Below are 17,365 nucleotides of genomic sequence, written 5' to 3'. Positions count from 1 at the left end.
TCGCCGCTCGCTCCGGGTGATGGTCGTCTTGCCGACGTCCTGGAAATCGGTATCCGCCCGCGAAGATCAACGCCGAACCGTGCGAAGCGTGATCGGCATCACACTTTTTCACGGGACCGGAACCGCCTTGCCTAGGAGGAAGGGGGAGCGGCATGGTGGGGGAAACGGAACCGGGTCAGCGAGCCGGTTCGCGATTGCGAGGAAACAGGCACCATGCGCAACGACCTGCCCGTCTTCGATTTCGGTCTCGGCGAGACCGCCGACATGCTGCGCGACACCGTGCGGTCGTTCTCTGACGATCGCATCGCGCCGCTTGCCGCGGACATCGATCGGACCAACGAGTTTCCCCGCCATCTCTGGCCGGAGATGGGCGCCCTCGGACTGCACGGGATCACCGTGGAGGAGGAGTTCGGCGGCTCCGGGCTCGGCTATCTGGAACACTGCGTGGCGATGGAAGAGGTCAGCCGGGGCTCGGCGTCGGTGGGGCTTTCCTATGGCGCCCATTCCAATCTGTGCGTGAACCAGATCCGCCGGAACGGGACCCAGGCCCAGAAGGAGCGCTACCTGCCCAAGCTGATTTCCGGCGAGCATGTGGGCGCGCTCGCAATGTCGGAGCCGGGTGCAGGCTCGGACGTGGTGTCGATGCGCACCCGCGCCGACAAACGCGGCGACCGCTACGTGCTCAACGGCTCCAAGATGTGGATCACCAACGGCCCGCTCGCCGACACGCTGGTCGTCTACGCCAAGACCGACCCGGATGCGGGGCCGCGCGGCATCACCGCGTTTCTGATCGAAAAGGGAATGCCCGGCTTCAAGCCGGCCCAGAAGCTCGACAAGCTCGGCATGCGCGGGTCCGACACGTCGGAGCTGGTCTTCGAGAATTGCGAGGTTCCCGAGGAAAACGTCCTTGGGGCGGAGGGGAAGGGCGTCAACGTGCTGATGTCCGGCCTCGACTACGAGCGGGTGGTGCTGGCGGCCGGTCCGCTCGGCATCATGCAGGCCGCCCTCGATGCCGTGGTGCCGTACCTGCACGAACGCGAGCAGTTCGGCCGGCCGATCGGCGAGTTCCAGCTCATGCAGGGCAAGCTCGCCGACATGTACGTCGCCCTCAACGCCTGCCGGTCTTATGTCTACGCCGTTGCGAAGGCCTGCGACGCGGGCAGGACGACGCGCGAGGACGCGGCCGGTGCGATCCTCTATGCCGCAGAGCAGGCGACGAAGGTCGCGCTCGACGCGATCCAGTGTCTCGGCGGCAACGGCTACATCAACGACTATCCGACCGGCCGGCTCCTGCGCGACGCCAAGCTCTACGAGATCGGCGCCGGCACCAGCGAGATCCGCCGGATGCTGATCGGGCGGGAGCTGTTCACCAAGACCGGCTGATTCAAGTCGATATGCTAACCGCGCCCCGTCTCGAACGCGGCCCGCAGCCGGTGGGCGGCGGCGCGCGGATCGGACGCTTCGGACAGCGCGCTGACGACCGAGATGCCCTCCACGCCGGTCGTAGCGACGTCCGCGGCGTTGGTCTCGGTGATGCCGCCGATGGCGACCATCCGCACTGGGCTCAGCCGGCAGGCGTGCCGCGTGCCCTCTATCGCGAGCGCGTCCCCGGCGTCGCCCTTGGTCGTGGTCGCGGCGAACGGCCCGATCCCGACATAGTCGACGGCGGCCGGGTCGATCGCCGCCATTTCCTCCGGGGTGACGGAAGACAGACCGATGATCGCGTCCGGTCCGAGGATCGCCCGCGCCGCCGCGGCGGGCAGGTCGCTTTGGCCCACGTGAACACCGTCGGCACCGGCGGCGTGGGCCACGTCGATCCGGTCGTTGACGATCAGCGGCACGCCGGTTCCGGCAAGCACCGCCTTGAGCGCCAGCGCCTCTTCCAGAAGCTGGCGTCCGTGGGCCTCCGGCTTGCGGAGCTGGACCATCGTCACGCCGCCGGCGACCGCCGCCCGGGTGATGTCCACCGTCTGCTCGATCGGCTGGCGGTGGTCGGTCACGAAGTAGAGGGTCAGATCGAACGGGACGGGCATCGGGTCAGACCTCCGATATGGCGGCATGACCGGCGAGCAGGTCCCGGTCCAGCTTGTGAAGGGCGTCGAACAGGAGGGCCGGCAGGGAGCCCGGACCCTCGGCCCGGCTTCCCGCGTATCGGCCGGCCGCCGCCAGTACCGCGAGTGCCGCCGTGGTCGCGGCCATCCGGTCCTCTTCGACCGCGCAGAACGCGCCGATCAGGGCGGTCGCTGTGCACCCGAGCCCGGTCACCTGGGGCATCAGTTCGTGCCCTCCGTCGATGCGGATCAGCCTGCCGCCGTCGGTGACGTAGTCGCTCTCGCCGGTGACGGCGACCACGCCGCCCGTGCGCGCGGCGAGGGTACGGGCGGCATCGAGGGCGGTCTCGGAACCATGGAGGCTGTCGACCCCGCGCCCCTGCGCCGCAACCGACCCCGAAAGGGTGATGATCTCGCTGCCGTTGCCGCGCACCACCGTCGGCCCCATGGCCGCCAGATCGCTGGCCAGCCGCGTCCGGTACGTCGTCGCGCCGATCCCGACCGGGTCCAGCACCCACGGGATCGGACGTTTGTTGGCCACCCCGACCGCGAGCTTCATCGCCGCAGCCCATTCCGAGGAGAGCGTGCCGATGTTGATGACGAGCGCCGACGCCAGGCCGGCGAACTCCTCCACCTCGTCGGCGGAATGGACCATCGCCGGAGACGCGCCGGCCGACAGGAGCGCGTTCGCCGTCGTGTTCATGACGACGAAGTTGGTGATGTTCTGGACAAGGGGGTGTGTCTGACGCACGCGATCGGCGATCGCGGCGAGGGTGTCCATATCCATGGAAATCGCCTCCGTTCGATGTCGCGCCATCCCGGTGCGCGAACACCGGGGTGCGTGACGGTGAGGCGAAGGAAACTCATGCGCGGAACCGGAGGACCCGTCCGCGTGAAGATCCCTTCGCTGGCATGACCCAGATCAGGTTCGACGGGTGCTTCTCAGCCCAAAAAAGGCGCCCCGCTTCACGTGCAGGACCGTGCAGGCAGGCCGGTCCGGCGTCAAGTCCGGGTGGGGACGTCGGACTTTCGGGGAGATGCGGAGGCGGCCGCCGGATCAGCCTGCCTTGCGCGTCGGCCGGTATCGGAACCGATAGGCTGTCGGTGCGCAGCCGACCCAGTGGCGAAAGGCGCGGGTGAAGCTCGCGTGATCCTGGTAGCCGAGGGTGAGGGCGATCTCCAGGACGGACAGATCGGTCTCCCGAAGCAGGCTCATCGCGCGCTCGCGCCGTGCGGCTTCCACGATCTCGCGATAGGTGTAGCCCCTTTCGCGGAGCCGGCGCTGCAGTCCCTGAACGCCGATGCCGACCAGCCTTGCCGTGCCCTCGATATCGGTGTGTCCGTCCAGAAGTCTGAGCGCCACGATCGCCGACAGCGATCTGGCCGGCTCCTCCGCAGCCTGCAGGACGCCTTCCGCCAGCACGGCGCGCAAGGGGAGGTCATCGGCTGACAAGAGGGCGTGCCGGAACGGTCCGGCCTGCAGGTCCTCTGAGCGGATCGCGATTCCCGTTCCGCGCCGATCGAACAGGATCGGGACCTGCAGCCGGTCCTCGAGAAGGTGGGCCTGCGGATCGCGCGGATAGCTGACCTCCACCCATTCCGGCATCCAGTCCTTTCCGAGATACCGGCGGGCGACGATGATCATCGGACCCAGCAGATGGTCGGCGTGCTGAATGGAGCTGCGGCTGAAGCTCGGGCCGAAGCTGCGCCAGAGCCAGCTGTTTTGATGCTGCAGCAGGTCGATGCCGCCGCCGACCGTGTGGGCCCAGACCGTTCGGTTGTAACGTTGGATCGCTTCGCCGAGCGTCGCCGATCGCCAGCCATACTGACCCCAGGTGCCATATCCCCAGTCGGTTTCCATGGCGAAGCCGACATCGAGGCCGAACGTCCGATCCCCGAGCAGTCGGGCGCATCGTTCGAACAGGCCGACCATGGCGTAGGTCGGGATCGGCAGATTGGGGTCTGAGACAATGTCCACGGGCAGACCGGCCTGCTCGAGCGCGCGCCAGAGCTGTCGTTCGCTGGTGCGTTCTCCGAAGATACGGGGCAGGGGACCCAGGCCGCTGGCGCGGGCAAGCGCGATCGAACCGCGAAAGTCCATGTCCGCCTTCCCCCATGACCGCGCTCCAGCGAGCAGCGCTGATCTTGATGGCCAATTAACAAATGTTGCGCAAGGGAAGGGGCGGCAACGGTAGGTTCGGAGGCTGACCGTCCGACACCTTATTGCGGCATCTGCTGTCGGCGGTAGTTGAAAGGCGCCGATCCCGTCCAGCGACCGAAGGCGCGGGTGAAACTCGCGTGGTCGTCGTAACCGAGCGAGAGGCCGATTGCGGTCACGCTCATATTCGTATCGGCAAGAAGCCGGACAGCTCTGGCCTTTCGCGCCGCGTCCACGACCTCCCGGTAGGTGTAGCCCTTCTGCATCAGACGTCGTTGGAGGCCGCGAACACTGAGACCGGCCAGAGAGGCGGTGCCTTCGATATCCGTTTCGCCGTCCAGAAGCCGCATCGCGAGGATGGCAGAGATCGCCCGCGCCGGTTCGGGGGCATTCGCAAGAACCGCCTCTCCGACGACCTCGCGCAAGGTGACCACGCGCCGGGTCTGCGCGAAGTCGATCTGACTTTGCACACCGAGGTCCGCATGCGCGACCGGAAGCCCGACCCCTTCGCATCCGAACCGCACCGGGATTTGGAGCTTTTCTTCGATCAAATGCGCGTCTGCATCGCGCGGATAGTTCACCTCGATCCATTTCGGTGCCCATCGCCGGCCGAGATAGACCCGGGCGAATTCCACCATCGGGATGATCACGTGATCGGAATGGTGATGGTTCACCGCATCAAGTGCGGGTGGGATGTAGCGCCAGAGCACGTGGCTGCCGCGATCGATCACGTCGACTCGGCAGCCGCTTTGATGGGCCCAGATCGTGGCTGCGTTGCGCCGAAGCGCACCGCCGAAGGTCGGGGCTAGGAGGTTCTGCTCGACCCAGAGCCCGAATCCGCTGTGGGTCATCTGGCTTCCGACTTCGAGGCCGAACGTCCGGTCGCCGAGCACGCGGCCCGCCCGAGCGAACAATGTCATCATCGCCCAAACCGGAACCGGGGTCAGCGGCGCGTCGATGATTCCCATCGGAACCCGCGTCTGCTGGAACAGGTCGACCAGTTGGCGTTCGCCCGCGCGCGCCTCGAACAGGTTCGGCAGTGTGCCTAAACCTCCGGCGCGCGTTAGCGCTATGTCGCCGCGGTGAATCATCGGGACCTTTCGAATGGCGCAAAATGGCAAGCGCCGATCCCATTCATCTCAATTGTTACCGGGGGGAGCAAGGTGCACCCCAGATATGCCGGGGAGAGGGCAGGGGTTTCTGCGCCCTCTTGCCGACGCCTTCAAGCGGATTTGACCTTTGTGTCGGGACGCGGAAGCGCGGCTAAGGCCATCGCCGGCGATGACGAGATCCCGCGCAGAAGCGCCGGGACAATGGGAGATCCTAGATGAAAACCACACTGATCGCCGCTGCCGTTCTGGCCGTGACGGTTGGCGGCCCGGTCTGGGCGCAGGACGCGTCGACAAGCGCCAGTGCGTCAGCCTCCGGCGCGGCCGCCAAGCCAAACATTTTGTTGATCGTGTCCGACGACACCGGGTGGGGCGATCTCGGCCCGTATCTCGGTGGCGCCGCCCGCGGCATGCCGACGCCCAACTTCGACAAGCTGGCGTCGGAAGGCATGACCTTCACCGACTTCTACGGCCAGCCGAGCTGCACGCCCGGCCGCGCCGCCATTCAGACCGGCCGCATTCCGAATCGCTCGGGCATGACGACGGTGGCCTTCCAGGGCCAGGGCGGCGGCCTGCCGAAGGCGGAATGGACCCTTGGCTCGGTGCTCAAGAACGCCGGCTACAAGACCTACTTCACCGGCAAGTGGCATCTGGGCGAGGCGGACTACGCGCTGCCGAACGCCCACGGCTACGACGAGATGAAGTACGCCTTCCTCTACCATCTCAACGCCTACACCTACACCGATCCGAAATGGCACAAGGCCATGTCGGAGGAACAGCGCGAGATGTTCCAGAAGGCCACCCGTGGCGCGCTGTCCGGCAAGGCCGGCGAGACCGCCAAGGAGGACTTCAAGGTCAACGGCGAGTATGTCGATACGCCGGACAAGGGTGTCGTCGGCATCCCCTATCTCGACAAGTACGTGGAGAGTGCGGCGATCGAGTTTCTCGAGGATGCCGCCAAGGATCCGTCCGAGCCGTTCTTCATCAACGTCAACTTCATGAAGAACCACCAGCCCAACATTCCGGCGCCGGAGTTCGAGGGCAAGTCCGTCACCAAGACCGACTACGCCGATGCGGTCATCGAGCTCGACACCCGAGTGGGCGAGGTTCTCAAGAAGCTCGACGAACTGGGTCTCGCCGACAACACGCTGGTCTTCTACACCGTGGACAACGGTGCCTGGCAGGACGTCTATCCGGACTCCGGCTACACCCCGTTCCGCGGCACCAAGGGAACCGTCCGTGAAGGCGGCAACCGCGTCCCGGCGATCGTCCGCTGGCCCGGTCATGTGAAGGAAGGCGTCGTCAGCAGCGACATCACCGGCGGTCTCGATCTGATGGCGACGTTCGCCTCCGTCGCTGGCGAGAAGCTGCCGACCGAGGATCGCGAAGGTCAGCCGATCATCTTCGACAGCTACGACCTCACGCCCGTCTTCGAAGGCACCGGTGAAGATCCGCGCAAGGAGTGGTTCTATTTCACCGAAGACGAGCTGTCCCCGGGCGCCGTACGGGTCGGCCAGTTCAAGTATGTCTTCAACCTCCGCGGCGACGACGGTGCGTCGACGGGCGGCCTAGCAGTCGACACCAATCTCGGCTGGAAGGGCGCGGAGAAGTACGTCGCCACGGTACCGCAGATCTTCGACCTCCTGTCCGATCCCCAGGAGCGCTACGACATCTTCATGACCACGTTTACGGAGGCCACCTGGACGCTGCCGGTGGCGAACGAAGCGGTCGCGAAGAAGGTCAAGACGTACGTCCAGTACCCGCCGCGCAAGCTGCAGAGCGACGTCTACACCGGACCGATCACCATCACCGACTACCAGCGTTACGAGTGGGTCCGTGACCAACTCGCCAAGGACGGCGTCAACATCCCGATGCCGACTGGCAACTGATCGCCGACTGAAACACGTCCGGGCCGGCGTTCGCCGGCCCGGCAACGGCATCGTCTCTCCGGTAAAACGCTTGCGAGGTCCCGACGAGTGTGCGGACGAAGCCGGCTATTTAAAGTAGAGTGAGACTTGGCGGACGTGAAACGGGTCCGCCTCGTTTCTTTCAAGAAGGCCGGGCCCGGAAGCCCGTCTCGTCGAGGAGCGCTTTGATGAGGTTCACTATTCGACTTGCACAGGTGTCCGGTGCCGCAGTGGCCTTGAGCCTTGCCGCGGGCACTGCGGCCTTCGCCCAGACCGATCCGCTACCCTCCTGGAACGACGGGGCGACCAAGACGGCGATCGTCGAGTTCGTCGAGGCGGTCACCACGGCAGGCGGACCGGACTTCGTCGGCGCGGCCGACCGGATCGCCGTCTTCGACAATGACGGCACGCTCTGGGCCGAAAAGCCGGCCTACGTTCAGCTCTTCTTCGCGCTCGACCGGGTGAAGGCGCTGGCGCCCGAACATCCGGAATGGACAACCCAGGAGCCATTCGCCTCCGTCCTCAAGGGCGACATGAAAGGGGCGCTGGCCGGCGGCCACAAGGCGATTGCCGAGATCATCGCCGCCACGCATTCCGGCATGACCACGGACGACTTCGCCGAGACCGTCGCGGCCTGGTTCTCGACCGCCAAGAATCCCGAGAAGGACCGGCTCTTCTCGCAGATGACCTATCAGCCGATGCACGAGCTGCTCGACTATCTGCGCGCGAACGGCTTCCAGACCTTCATCGTGTCGGGCGGCGGCATCGACTTCATGCGCGTCTTTTCCGACGACCTCTACGGCATCCCGCCGGCCCAGGTGATCGGCAGCACCGGCCAGCTCAAGTTCGAGCTGCAGGACGGTGTGGGTCCGGTCCTGATCAAGCAGCCGGAGATCGCGCTCGTCGACGATGGCCCCGGCAAGCCGGTCGGCATCCAGATGCATATCGGGCAGGAGCCGATCTTCGCCTTCGGCAATTCCGACGGCGATCTGCAGATGCTCCAGTATACCTGCCTTCCGGAGGGGCCCAGCTTCTGCGGGATCGTGCACCACACGGACGCAGAGCGCGAGTGGGCATACGACCGCAACTCCGACGTCGGCAAGCTGGACAAGGGCCTCGACGCGGCCGCGGCCGACGGCTGGACCGTGGTCGACATGAAGTCCGACTGGAAGACGGTGTTTCCTGCTGAAGGCAACAACTGATCGGGATCGTTCAAATGGCCATGGACACGATGCGAGGGATAACCATTGCCTCCGCGCTGGGGATCGTCCTCGCGCTCACTGGCGGAACGTCCGGGGCGGCCATGGCCCAGGACGGCGGCGCTGCAACGGATCTGCAGGTCGCCGCCCAGAATCCGATCGCCGACCTGGTCTCGCTGCCGTTTCAGGAAAATCTCTATTTCGGCGGCGGGCTCGACGAACCGTTGAGCGTCCTCAACATCCAGCCGGTGTTTCCGGTCGCCTTCAACGACCGCTGGAACGTGATTTTCAGGCCGATCCTGCCGGTGATCTCGGCGCCAGGCGCCTTTCCGGGAGACGGTCGGACTACGGGGCTGGGCGATCTCCTGTTCGAGACCTTCCTGTCGCCCTCCACGCCGCTGGAAACCGGCCTCGGGTCGATCACCTGGGGCGTCGGCTCGGCGCTCACGCTGCCGACCCACACCGACGACGGGCTGGGCTCACGGACCTATTCGGCCGGCCCGGCCTTCGTGGCGTTCATCGTGAAGGCGCCGTTCTCCTACGGCTTCCTCGCGTTCAATCAGTGGTCCTTTGCCGGACCGCAGAATGCACCGGACGTGAACCAGCTCGTCTTTCAGCCCTTCGTGAACTTCAACCTGTCGGACGGCTGGTCGCTGCAGACGTCACCGGTCGTCACCGTCGACTGGACCCGCTCCGATGACAACGTGACGCTGCCGATCGGCGGCGGCGTGTCCAAGCTCACGACCATCGGAAAGCAGCCGGTCAAGTTCTCCGCCAACCTCTACTACAACGCCCTTCGCCCAGACAGCGGCCCGGAGTGGCAGAGCCAGTTCCAGGTCACGCTGCTGTTTCCCAAGTGACGGATGTCCGTCCCGAATTCCGGTTGATGATGTTGCGAATGAGCCTTTCGAAGTTGTCAGTCCTTTTCGCCACAGTGGCTGTTGCCGCGCTTTCGATGTCCGGACTTTCCGCCCGCGCCTACGATGGCTTCGTTCGCCTCGATGGCGGCACCTTCACGATGGGCTCGGAGCGCTTCTACCCGGAGGAAGGACCTGCTGAGCAGGTCACGGTCGGGCCCTTCGCGATTTCAACGACGGAGGTCACCAACGCTGACTTCGCAGCCTTCGTGGAGGCGACCGGCTATGTGACCACCGCGGAACGGGGCCTCAGTGCCGAAGATCACCCGAACATGCCGGAGGAGCTTCGCAAGCCCGGGTCGATGGTCTTCGCCCAGCCGCCGGAATCGGTCTCGCTGGCCGATCCCAACGCTTGGTGGCGCTACGTCGCCGGTGCGGACTGGCGTCATCCGGCTGGACCGAATACCTCCATCGAGGGTCTGGACGATCACCCGGTCGTGCAGGTCTCGCCGGAGGATGCCGCGGCCTATGCCGAATGGGCCGGCGGACGGCTGCCTACCGAGGCCGAGTGGGAATTCGCAGCGCGCGGCGGTCTCGAAGACGCGGACTATGCCTGGGGCGACACCTTCCACGATCCGGAAGAGGGCTGGAAGGCCAACACCTGGCAGGGCCTTTTTCCGAGCGTGGACATGGCGGAAGACGGCCATCATGGCACCGCACCGGCAGCGTCGTTCGCGCCGAACGGCTACGGGCTCCACGACATGGTTGGCAACGTCTGGGAATATGTCGGCGACTGGTGGGTGCCGGGCCATCTGAAGGGGCCGAAAACCGATCCAGCAGGTCCGCCCCAGGCGCTGGCGGCGCGCTTCAGCGCACCCGAAGTCGGTCCGATGCGGGTGGTGAAGGGCGGGTCGTGGCTCTGCGCGCCGTCCTATTGCAAGCGGTACCGCCCGTCCGCCCGTCAGCCGGCCGAGCTGAGCCTCGGCACGAACCATATCGGCTTCCGGATCGTGAAGGACGTCGAGGACTGACCCTTGGCGCACCCGATGCGCGGCCGCGAAAAGAAAGCCGTGTCAGGGATTTGTGCGCGTCTTCTGCAGCGGGTTGTCAGAAGATCCCGAACCACCAGGCCGCCAGGCCCAGAAAGGCGAGGAAGCCGATCACGTCGGTGAGTGTGGTGAGAAACACGCTCGACGCCACGGCAGGGTCGGCACCCAGCTTGTTCAGCAGGATCGGCGTCACGACCCCGAAGAACCCCGCGCACAGTACGTTGAAGACCAGGGCTGCCGCGATGACACCGCCGAGATCCGGGTTCTGAAAGACGAGGCCGGCGATCAGTCCGACGATCGCCGCGATGATGCTGCCGTTGGCGAGCGCGACCAGGACTTCCCGGCCGATCACGCGCGCCGTGTTGCGGCTCGAGATTGCTTTCGAGGCCAGCGCGCGAACCGTCACTGTCATGGCCTGGATGCCGGCATTGCCGCCGATCGAGGCGACGATCGGCATCAGCACGGCGAGGGCGACCATCTCCTGGATCGTCCCGTCAAAGATGCCGATGACGAATGCGGCGAGAAACGCCGTGGCCATGTTGACCAGAAGCCACGGAATCCGGGTCCGGGCCGTGTAGTAGACGGTGTCGGAGAGTTCCGCGTCACCAGCACCGGTGAGATACCGGATGTCCTCTTCGGCCTCTTCTTCGATGATGTCGACGATGTCGTCGATGGTCAGCACGCCGACGAGCCGCTCGTTCTCGTCGACAACGGCCGCGGAAACGAGGTTGTAGCGCTGGAAGACGTGGGCGACCTCTTCCTGGTCTTCCGTGGCGAGCACCGTGTGCGGTGCTTCGTTCATGATCTCGGAAATCCGCGTCGGACGGGGCGTTCGCAGCAGGCGGTCGAGGGCGACGGTGCCCAGGAGCCGGAACGCGGGATCGACGACGAAGATCTGATAGAAACTGTCGGGGAGATCCTCTTCCTCGCGCAGGGCGTCGATGACCTGGCCGACGGACCAGAACGGCGGCAGCGCGACGAAGTCGGACTGCATGCGCCGGCCGGCGGTCTCCTCCGGATAGTCCAGCGAGCGGGCGAGCCGATGCCGCTTTGCGAACGGAAGCCGGGCGAGGATCGCCTGCTTTTCGTCCTCCTCGAGGTCTTCGAGAATGTAGACGGCGTCGTCGGAATCCAGCGCGGCGAGACCGTCTGCGACGGTATGCGGAGGAAGGTTTCCCAGAATCTGGAGGCGGATCGCCTCTTCGACTTCTGTCAGGGCGGTGTAGTCGAAGGAATCGCCGAGCGTCGCGATGAAGCCGATGCGCAGCTCGGGCGTGAGGGCGGTCAGGAGTTCGGCGACGTCGACCTCGTGCAGGCCGTCGATCAGCTGTTCCAGAGTGTCACGGTCTTCCGAGACGACGGCCGCTTCCACCGCTTCGAGAAAATCGGTGTTCAGATGGCCCTCGTCATCGCGAAAAAGGGGCGCGATCTCTGTGCGGATATCGGCTTCGGCGGCTTCAGCCATAAAGCGACCCTTCTGGAACGGTCCGCACGCAACAGATGCGCGGGACCACCAAGCACGAGAAAAGACGGGTGTGCAAAGTTGTAGACCGCGCGGCACGAATATCGAGGGTCCGCACCGATTGCCGCGGTTTTCGCAGTGACTGTTAGACGATCCGGGAGCAGGGCGAAATCACCCGGACGAGGAAAATGATGGGTCAACCGCCGGTTTCGGCCGAAAGCCGCATGACGTGCGCGCACCCGGTATCCGGTAGCTGGGCCAATCGCACGCCGCGGTCTCGTGTGACGATCGAGTAAGCGCACACTGTGCGCGTTCCCGGTCGAGGTCAAGAGCGCCGCGGGGGAGGTGCGAGGGCCGGGCGACGAATCTGCCGCCCAGCCGAATGGCCGTCGGTCGGGGCCGGCATACTCGGCGTGGCCCTGACAGAAGGTCGGTGCGGGGTCAGCGCTCGTCGTCTGGCAGCTGAGCTTCGGAGTGGTCCTGGCCCTGCTGGTTCTGAACGTGTTTGGTGTCGAGGCCCCGCTCGTCGGAATGCTGGGACTTCTCGCGGTTGGAGAGGATCTCGTCCTCTTCGACCATGTCCTTGGGCATGTCCGTCATCGCGCCGGACCCGTCGTTCTTGCCCTGTGCGCCGTGGCCCATCTTCTTTGACGCGTTTGCCATGTCCAACTCCCTTCGATTTGCGGGATCGAGCGATCGCAAGGGCTCGATCCGTTGGGAAGGGCCAACGCATTCCGCCGCCCGAAGTTCGCGGTGAGGTGTCGGATCGCCGGCGGACGGAGGGCTCCCGTCAGTGCGAGCGCGCGATGCGGAAGGCGACCAGCCGTCGCCGGAACGGAAGGAGCGCAGCGAGGACTCCCACAACAAGGATCCAGAATGCCGGGCGCGGCTCCGGGGCAAGCTGCAGATTGGCTGAAAGGACGGCCTGCCAGGGAATGCGTGTCGCAACGCCGTACCAGCCGGCCTCCAGGAACGCCGTCACCACCGCACCAAGGCCGGCCACGCCGATCAGCGTGAACGGGGAGGCGAGGGGGAGGCCCAGCGCGTGGGCAGCGCGATAGCTCATCACGAGCAGGAAGAAGCCGAGCATCAGCGCGGCCTGGTCGGCGTCGATCTTCGCTTGCATGAAGAAATGCAGGATGGCGAGCGCGGCGCAGAGATAACCGATGCGGTGGAGCTTCTGCCAGGTGTTGCCGAGCCGGTGGATCGCGCCATCGGTCGAGGTCGCGGCGAGGACCGCGAGCCCGGCAAGCGCCGCGAAGCCGATGGTCAGATAGACCCGCGAGACCAGCTCCGTGACGATGCGCGCCGGGTTCCAGTTCTGGTCGGCCCAGTAGAGGACAAAGTGCCCGAACGCGTAGCCGAAGGTGGCAAGCCCCAGGAGCCGGCGGACGGTGATGAGGCGGTTCCAGCCGGTGATTCGGCGCAGCGGAGTGATCGCCAGCGTGAGGATCAGCAGTCGCACCGCCCATTCGCCGGTGCGGTGGATCGCCTCCGTCAGCGGCTTTGCCCCGAGATCGCCGATGGCGGCATCTAGGATGAGGATCAGTGCCGGTCCGAACGCGATCAGACAGGCCACCAGCCGGAGCCGGCTGAACCGTCCGGCCCGGTCGTTCCAGGGCATGTCCGCAGCTTGGACCCGCATGAACGGACGCCTCACGGAGGGCCGGGACAAACGCCGCCCGGCTCGGGGAGGCCGACTTTCAGACCGGTATCCCGATCAGGGGAAATAACAATGTTGGGAAAAATGGTGCGGTCGAGAAGACTCGAACTTCCACGGGTTGCCCCACAGCGACCTCAACGCTGCGCGTCTACCAATTCCGCCACGACCGCACATGCTCTTTGAGGGCGTTGGCTGGGCCGACGCCGACGAGCGAGGTGGCATGTAACAAATCGGGGAAGGGGTTTCAAGCAAGGCCGTCGATCTCCATGATGGTTTGGAAAACTTCTTGTGGGTGAATCGAAAGCGATGCGCAGCGTGGACACTGCGGCGGACGCGCTCCTGACCGGTCTTCGCGCCGATCCGGATGCTCCGCCGGTCGAATGGGTGATCGAGGACGAGCCGGTCGCCTATGGCGATGCCCTGGCCGAAATGGAGGCCCGGGCGGCCGCGGTCGCCGAAGGCCGCGCCGCCGAGCGCGTCTGGCTCCTGGAGCATCCGCCGCTGTACACCGCCGGCACGAGCGCGCGCGCGGAGGACCTTGTCGCGCCCGACCGGTTCCCGGTGCACTGGACCGGTCGGGGTGGGCAGTTCACCTACCATGGCCCGGGTCAGCGGGTCGCCTATGTCATGCTGGATCTGTCGCGCCGGAAAAAGGACATCCGCGCCTTCGTCTACGGCCTGGAACAGTGGCTGATCGACAGCCTGTGGGATTTCCACGTGCGCGGCGAGCGGCGGGCGGACCGCGTCGGTGTGTGGGTGAGGCGGCCCGACAAGGGCGCGGACGCAGAGGACAAGATCGCCGCCATCGGCATCCGGGTCCGCCGCTGGGCGACGTTCCACGGCGTTGCCCTCAATGTCGAACCGGACCTCTCGCACTATGAGGGGATCGTCGCCTGCGGCGTCCGCGAGCACGGGGTGACGAGCCTCGTCGACCTCGGCAGGCCGGTCACGCTTGCTGACGTGGACGTTGCGCTGAAGGCGCGTTTCGAGCCGATCTTCGGGCCAACGGTCCGCGCCGCCGGCGGCGCGCTGACGTCGACCGCAGCCTGACGGCACAAGATCCCGCCGGGCCGTCTTTCCTGGGGGCACATCACGGGCTTGTTAGCGATGCATAAATGCATCGTCTGCGAGAATTCGGACTGAACAGGGCCGTGGCGGGACTCGCCACCCGGACCATTCGCGGGCATAAGATCCAGACAGCCCTCAGGCAGAATTCGTTCAGTTGCAGGAACAGCGTAAGTCCGATGCGAAAAATCACCTGTGCCATTGCCGCCGTGTCTCTCTTCTGTGCCGGCGGTGCCGCATCTGCGGACGACGACAAGCTTACGGCCGAGCAGGCGGGTACGCGGGACATTGTGGTTGATCTCGGTGTCGGGGCGCAGGTTCAGCCGAAGTTCGCCAGTTCCGACGACTACATCGTCCTTCCCTATCCGCTGATCGCAATCAGTTATCTGCGGCTGCCGGTCTTCGGCGAGCTGGTGTCGGCGCCGACCCGCGCTTTCTCGATCTATCCCTCGATCAACTTCGTGGGCTCGCGCTCGTCGAGCGATGCCTCCTATCTGACGGGAATGGACGACGTTGATTTCGCGTTCGAATTCGGCCCGGGTGTCGCCTATCGCTACGGCATGTTCCGCGGCTTCGCGAACCTGCGTTACGGCTTCACCGGCCACAACGGCTTCGTCGGCGAGGCGGGCGTCGATCTGGTGCTGAACCCGATGGAGCGCGTCCAGCTGTCGCTGGGGCCGCGGGTCGGCTTCGCCAACGACGAGTATGTGCAGACCTATTTCGGCGTTTCCGCCGCCGAGGCGACCCGCTCCCAGTTCGCGGCCTACGATCCCTCCGGCGGCTTCACCGATGTCGGCGTGGGCGGCCGGATCACCTACGACTGGACGGAGAAGACCAAGCTCCACCTCCAGGCCGACTACACCCGCTATATCGGCGACGTCGCCGATTCGCCGGTGGTGGAAGCCGGCAGCGAGGACCAGTTCTACGTGGGAATCGGCATCACCTACCGCTTCGGTCTCGACCTGTTCGACTAGCAGCGTCCGCCGCGGCTGGCGGCAGCATCGACCATCGCTTTCGAAGGCCCGCGCATCAACTGCGCGGGCTTTTTTGCGCGCGCGTGCGCGCAGCAATAAAGCGCAAGCAGAGCGCATTGCGCAGACGTTTCCGCGCATCCCGGCCGCACCCGATGGCGGCGGTCCGGAGCGCGGAGGTGAAAGGGGGAAAATTTCCTCTAAGGAAAAGTTGTGTCTCTTGAAGAAATATGATTGGGTGCCGGCGATCCCTCCCGATCGCGAAGGAAGCCAGTCCGCATGTGTGGCATTGTCGGCCTCTATCTGAAGAACCCCGAGCTCCGCAGCGGGCTCGGTACCCTGTTTTCCCCGATGCTCGCCCAGATGCGCGATCGCGGGCCCGATTCCGCGGGTATCGCGGTCTACCGGGACGCGGCCGCGAGCGACGCCAAGGTGGTCGTCTATCATCCCGAAACGCCTTACGGCTGGGACGCCGTGGCCGGCGAGCTGGCGGATCGCCTGGGCTGTCCGGTGACGGCCGAGCCGGTCGCCAACCACGCCATACTCACCGGCGGATCGTCGGCGACGGCGCTTCGCGATGCCGTCTTCGCGAGCTGCCCCGGTGTCCGGGTCATGAGCGCGGGAACGTCGCTGGAAATCTACAAGGACGTCGGCCTTCCCGCCGAGGTCCTGGACCGGTTCCGGGTGTCCGCCATGTCCGGGTCCCACGCGATCGGCCATACCCGCATGGCGACGGAGAGCGCGGTCTCCACGGAAGGGGCCCACCCGTTCAACACCGGCGAGGATCTCTGCCTGGTCCACAACGGGTCGCTCTCCAACCACAACGGCCTGCGCGAGTGGCTCTCCACCCACAAGGGCATCCCGTTCCAGACCGACAACGACTCGGAGGTCGCGGCCGCCTATCTCACCTGGCGCATGTCGGAAGGCGCGACGCTTTCGGAAGCCCTGGAGGCGGCCCTTTCCGATCTCGACGGCTTCTACACGTTCGCGATCGGCACCCGGGACGGGTTCGCGGTGCTGCGTGATCCGGTCGCCTGCAAGCCGGCGGTGATGGCGGAGACCGACGACTGGGTGGCGATGGCCTCGGAATTTCGGGCGCTCGCCGCACTCCCCGGCATCGAGGCCGCCACCGTCTGGGAGCCGAAACCCGCCACTGTCTACAGCTGGGGGCGCGCCTGATGGAGACCATCGATCTGAAGACCGCCTCGACCCGCGAGCTGAACGCGCGACTCCAGGGCGAGGGGGCGGGCTCCAACGCGGCCTTCGAGGTCCTGCATCCGGACGGACGCCACGCGCTCGCCTGCGGGCTGACGGCACCGATCGCCGTCAGCATCAAGGGCCATGTCGGCTACTACTGCGCCGGCATGAACGAGAACGCGACCGTCACCGTCCACGGCAATGCCGGCGTGGGCGTGGCGGAAAACATGATGTCCGGCCTCGTCCGGGTGAAGGGCGACGCCAGCCAGTCGGCCGGTGCGACCGGTCATGGAGGTCTGCTGGTGGTCGAAGGCTCCGCCTCGGCCCGCTGCGGGATCTCCATGAAGGGCATCGACATCGTGGTCAAAGGCTCGGTCGGGCACAACTCCGCCTTCATGGCCCAGTCCGGCCATCTGGTGGTCTGCGGCGATGCGGAGGACGGCCTCGGCGATTCCATCTACGAGGCGGTGATCTATGTCGCCGGCAAGACCGGCAAGCTGGGCGCGGACTGCGTCGAGCAGGAGATGACCAGCCAGGACCGGGCGACGCTCACCGAGCTTCTGGCCCGCGCCGGAATCGAGGCCGATCCCGCCTCGTTCCGCCGCTACGGGTCCGCCCGCACGCTCTACAACTTCACAATCGACAATGTCGGCGCCTACTGACCGCGAGGCGGTCGG

General features: G+C 65.9%; 16 protein-coding genes, 1 tRNA gene and 1 riboswitch. Of the genes, 9 read left to right on the top strand and 8 right to left on the bottom strand.

The genetic code is table 11. From position 1 onward, the window contains the following. The first annotated feature begins 213 nt into the window (after positions 1 to 213). On the top strand, positions 214 to 1,383 hold the full coding sequence (locus J2S73_RS12890; protein ID WP_306885950.1) for an isovaleryl-CoA dehydrogenase: 1,170 nt from the start codon (positions 214 to 216) through the stop codon (positions 1,381 to 1,383). A 14-nt stretch (positions 1,384 to 1,397) separates the two neighbouring features. Here J2S73_RS12890 and thiE read toward each other — a convergent pair whose 3' ends face one another. The 4 genes from thiE to J2S73_RS12870 all read right to left on the bottom strand — a co-directional run bounded on the left by thiE (position 1,398) and on the right by J2S73_RS12870 (position 5,300). After that, positions 1,398 to 2,033, bottom strand: a complete 636-nt coding sequence (gene thiE, locus J2S73_RS12885) for a thiamine phosphate synthase (protein WP_306885949.1) — start codon at positions 2,031 to 2,033, stop codon at positions 1,398 to 1,400. Positions 2,034 to 2,037: 4 nt separating this feature from the next. After that, the gene (thiM, locus tag J2S73_RS12880) at positions 2,038 to 2,838 is read right to left on the bottom strand and encodes a hydroxyethylthiazole kinase (protein WP_306885948.1); all 801 of its coding nucleotides are present in this window, start codon (positions 2,836 to 2,838) and stop codon (positions 2,038 to 2,040) included. 94 nt (positions 2,839 to 2,932) lie between these two features. Continuing rightward, positions 2,933 to 3,025: riboswitch (TPP riboswitch) on the bottom strand. 83 nt (positions 3,026 to 3,108) lie between these two features. Then, the gene (locus J2S73_RS12875) at positions 3,109 to 4,152 is read right to left on the bottom strand and encodes a helix-turn-helix domain-containing protein (protein ID WP_306885946.1); all 1,044 of its coding nucleotides are present in this window, start codon (positions 4,150 to 4,152) and stop codon (positions 3,109 to 3,111) included. 119 nt (positions 4,153 to 4,271) lie between these two features. Beyond that, the gene (locus J2S73_RS12870) at positions 4,272 to 5,300 is read right to left on the bottom strand and encodes an AraC family transcriptional regulator (RefSeq protein ID WP_306885945.1); all 1,029 of its coding nucleotides are present in this window, start codon (positions 5,298 to 5,300) and stop codon (positions 4,272 to 4,274) included. 236 nt (positions 5,301 to 5,536) lie between these two features. Between J2S73_RS12870 and J2S73_RS12865 the strand changes: the two genes are divergently transcribed. The 4 genes from J2S73_RS12865 (at position 5,537) to J2S73_RS12850 (ending at position 10,312) form a co-directional block, all read left to right on the top strand. After that, positions 5,537 to 7,207, top strand: a complete 1,671-nt coding sequence (locus J2S73_RS12865) for an arylsulfatase (protein WP_306885944.1) — start codon at positions 5,537 to 5,539, stop codon at positions 7,205 to 7,207. A 206-nt stretch (positions 7,208 to 7,413) separates the two neighbouring features. Further along, positions 7,414 to 8,427, top strand: coding sequence for an HAD family hydrolase (locus J2S73_RS12860; protein WP_306885943.1), 1,014 nt, complete (start codon positions 7,414 to 7,416; stop codon positions 8,425 to 8,427). Between the two features lie 14 nt (positions 8,428 to 8,441). Beyond that, positions 8,442 to 9,284 (top strand): neuromedin U, encoded by an 843-nt coding sequence (locus J2S73_RS12855; RefSeq protein WP_306885942.1) that lies wholly within the window; start codon positions 8,442 to 8,444, stop codon positions 9,282 to 9,284. A gap of 38 nt (positions 9,285 to 9,322) precedes the next feature. Next, positions 9,323 to 10,312, top strand: a complete 990-nt coding sequence (locus J2S73_RS12850; protein WP_306885941.1) for a formylglycine-generating enzyme family protein — start codon at positions 9,323 to 9,325, stop codon at positions 10,310 to 10,312. A 76-nt stretch (positions 10,313 to 10,388) separates the two neighbouring features. On the opposite strand, the gene mgtE is transcribed toward J2S73_RS12850, so the two are convergent. The 4 genes from mgtE to J2S73_RS12830 all read right to left on the bottom strand — a co-directional run bounded on the left by mgtE (position 10,389) and on the right by J2S73_RS12830 (position 13,625). Beyond that, the gene (gene mgtE / locus J2S73_RS12845) at positions 10,389 to 11,795 is read right to left on the bottom strand and encodes a magnesium transporter (protein WP_306885940.1); all 1,407 of its coding nucleotides are present in this window, start codon (positions 11,793 to 11,795) and stop codon (positions 10,389 to 10,391) included. Between the two features lie 438 nt (positions 11,796 to 12,233). Then, entirely contained in the window at positions 12,234 to 12,455 is a 222-nt protein-coding gene (locus J2S73_RS12840) for a hypothetical protein (RefSeq protein WP_306885939.1), read from the bottom strand. Positions 12,456 to 12,582: 127 nt separating this feature from the next. Then, positions 12,583 to 13,437: a protein-methionine-sulfoxide reductase heme-binding subunit MsrQ gene (msrQ, locus tag J2S73_RS12835; RefSeq protein ID WP_306885938.1), complete on the bottom strand. Its 855-nt coding sequence runs from the start codon at positions 13,435 to 13,437 to the stop codon at positions 12,583 to 12,585. Between the two features lie 103 nt (positions 13,438 to 13,540). After that, positions 13,541 to 13,625, bottom strand: a tRNA-Leu gene (locus tag J2S73_RS12830). 136 nt (positions 13,626 to 13,761) lie between these two features. On the opposite strand from J2S73_RS12830, the gene lipB reads away from it, so the two are divergent. From lipB to J2S73_RS12810, 4 genes are all read left to right on the top strand, one after another. Next, on the top strand, positions 13,762 to 14,505 hold the full coding sequence (gene lipB / locus J2S73_RS12825) for a lipoyl(octanoyl) transferase LipB (RefSeq protein ID WP_306886316.1): 744 nt from the start codon (positions 13,762 to 13,764) through the stop codon (positions 14,503 to 14,505). A 194-nt stretch (positions 14,506 to 14,699) separates the two neighbouring features. Next, positions 14,700 to 15,494, top strand: a complete 795-nt coding sequence (locus J2S73_RS12820; RefSeq protein ID WP_306885937.1) for a MipA/OmpV family protein — start codon at positions 14,700 to 14,702, stop codon at positions 15,492 to 15,494. 276 nt (positions 15,495 to 15,770) lie between these two features. Then, on the top strand, positions 15,771 to 16,670 hold the full coding sequence (locus J2S73_RS12815) for a class II glutamine amidotransferase (RefSeq protein ID WP_306885936.1): 900 nt from the start codon (positions 15,771 to 15,773) through the stop codon (positions 16,668 to 16,670). Further along, entirely contained in the window at positions 16,670 to 17,350 is a 681-nt protein-coding gene (locus tag J2S73_RS12810; RefSeq protein WP_306885935.1) for a protein glxC, read from the top strand. The genes J2S73_RS12815 and J2S73_RS12810 overlap by 1 nt, the downstream gene beginning before the upstream one ends. Positions 17,351 to 17,365 lie beyond the last annotated feature (15 nt).

The organism is Amorphus orientalis, assembly GCF_030814015.1.
Classification (GTDB): domain Bacteria; phylum Pseudomonadota; class Alphaproteobacteria; order Rhizobiales; family Amorphaceae; genus Amorphus; species Amorphus orientalis.
Note: the sequence above shows the minus strand (reverse complement) of the source record. Positions and strands in the feature narration are given on the sequence as shown.

Bases quoted from the DNA above. Each gene is read 5' to 3' on its own strand.
- J2S73_RS12890 (WP_306885950.1), top strand. From the start codon at position 214: ATGCGCAACGACCTGCCCGTCTTCGATTTCGGTCTCGGCGAGACCGCC.
- thiE (WP_306885949.1), bottom strand. From the start codon at position 2,033: ATGCCCGTCCCGTTCGATCTGACCCTCTACTTCGTGACCGACCACCGC.
- thiM (WP_306885948.1), bottom strand. From the start codon at position 2,838: ATGGATATGGACACCCTCGCCGCGATCGCCGATCGCGTGCGTCAGACA.
- J2S73_RS12875 (WP_306885946.1), bottom strand. From the start codon at position 4,152: ATGGACTTTCGCGGTTCGATCGCGCTTGCCCGCGCCAGCGGCCTGGGT.
- J2S73_RS12870 (WP_306885945.1), bottom strand. From the start codon at position 5,300: ATGATTCACCGCGGCGACATAGCGCTAACGCGCGCCGGAGGTTTAGGC.
- J2S73_RS12865 (WP_306885944.1), top strand. From the start codon at position 5,537: ATGAAAACCACACTGATCGCCGCTGCCGTTCTGGCCGTGACGGTTGGC.
- J2S73_RS12860 (WP_306885943.1), top strand. From the start codon at position 7,414: ATGAGGTTCACTATTCGACTTGCACAGGTGTCCGGTGCCGCAGTGGCC.
- J2S73_RS12855 (WP_306885942.1), top strand. From the start codon at position 8,442: ATGGCCATGGACACGATGCGAGGGATAACCATTGCCTCCGCGCTGGGG.
- J2S73_RS12850 (WP_306885941.1), top strand. From the start codon at position 9,323: ATGAGCCTTTCGAAGTTGTCAGTCCTTTTCGCCACAGTGGCTGTTGCC.
- mgtE (WP_306885940.1), bottom strand. From the start codon at position 11,795: ATGGCTGAAGCCGCCGAAGCCGATATCCGCACAGAGATCGCGCCCCTT.
- J2S73_RS12840 (WP_306885939.1), bottom strand. From the start codon at position 12,455: ATGGCAAACGCGTCAAAGAAGATGGGCCACGGCGCACAGGGCAAGAAC.
- msrQ (WP_306885938.1), bottom strand. From the start codon at position 13,437: ATGCGGGTCCAAGCTGCGGACATGCCCTGGAACGACCGGGCCGGACGG.
- lipB (WP_306886316.1), top strand. From the start codon at position 13,762: ATGCGCAGCGTGGACACTGCGGCGGACGCGCTCCTGACCGGTCTTCGC.
- J2S73_RS12820 (WP_306885937.1), top strand. From the start codon at position 14,700: ATGCGAAAAATCACCTGTGCCATTGCCGCCGTGTCTCTCTTCTGTGCC.
- J2S73_RS12815 (WP_306885936.1), top strand. From the start codon at position 15,771: ATGTGTGGCATTGTCGGCCTCTATCTGAAGAACCCCGAGCTCCGCAGC.
- J2S73_RS12810 (WP_306885935.1), top strand. From the start codon at position 16,670: ATGGAGACCATCGATCTGAAGACCGCCTCGACCCGCGAGCTGAACGCG.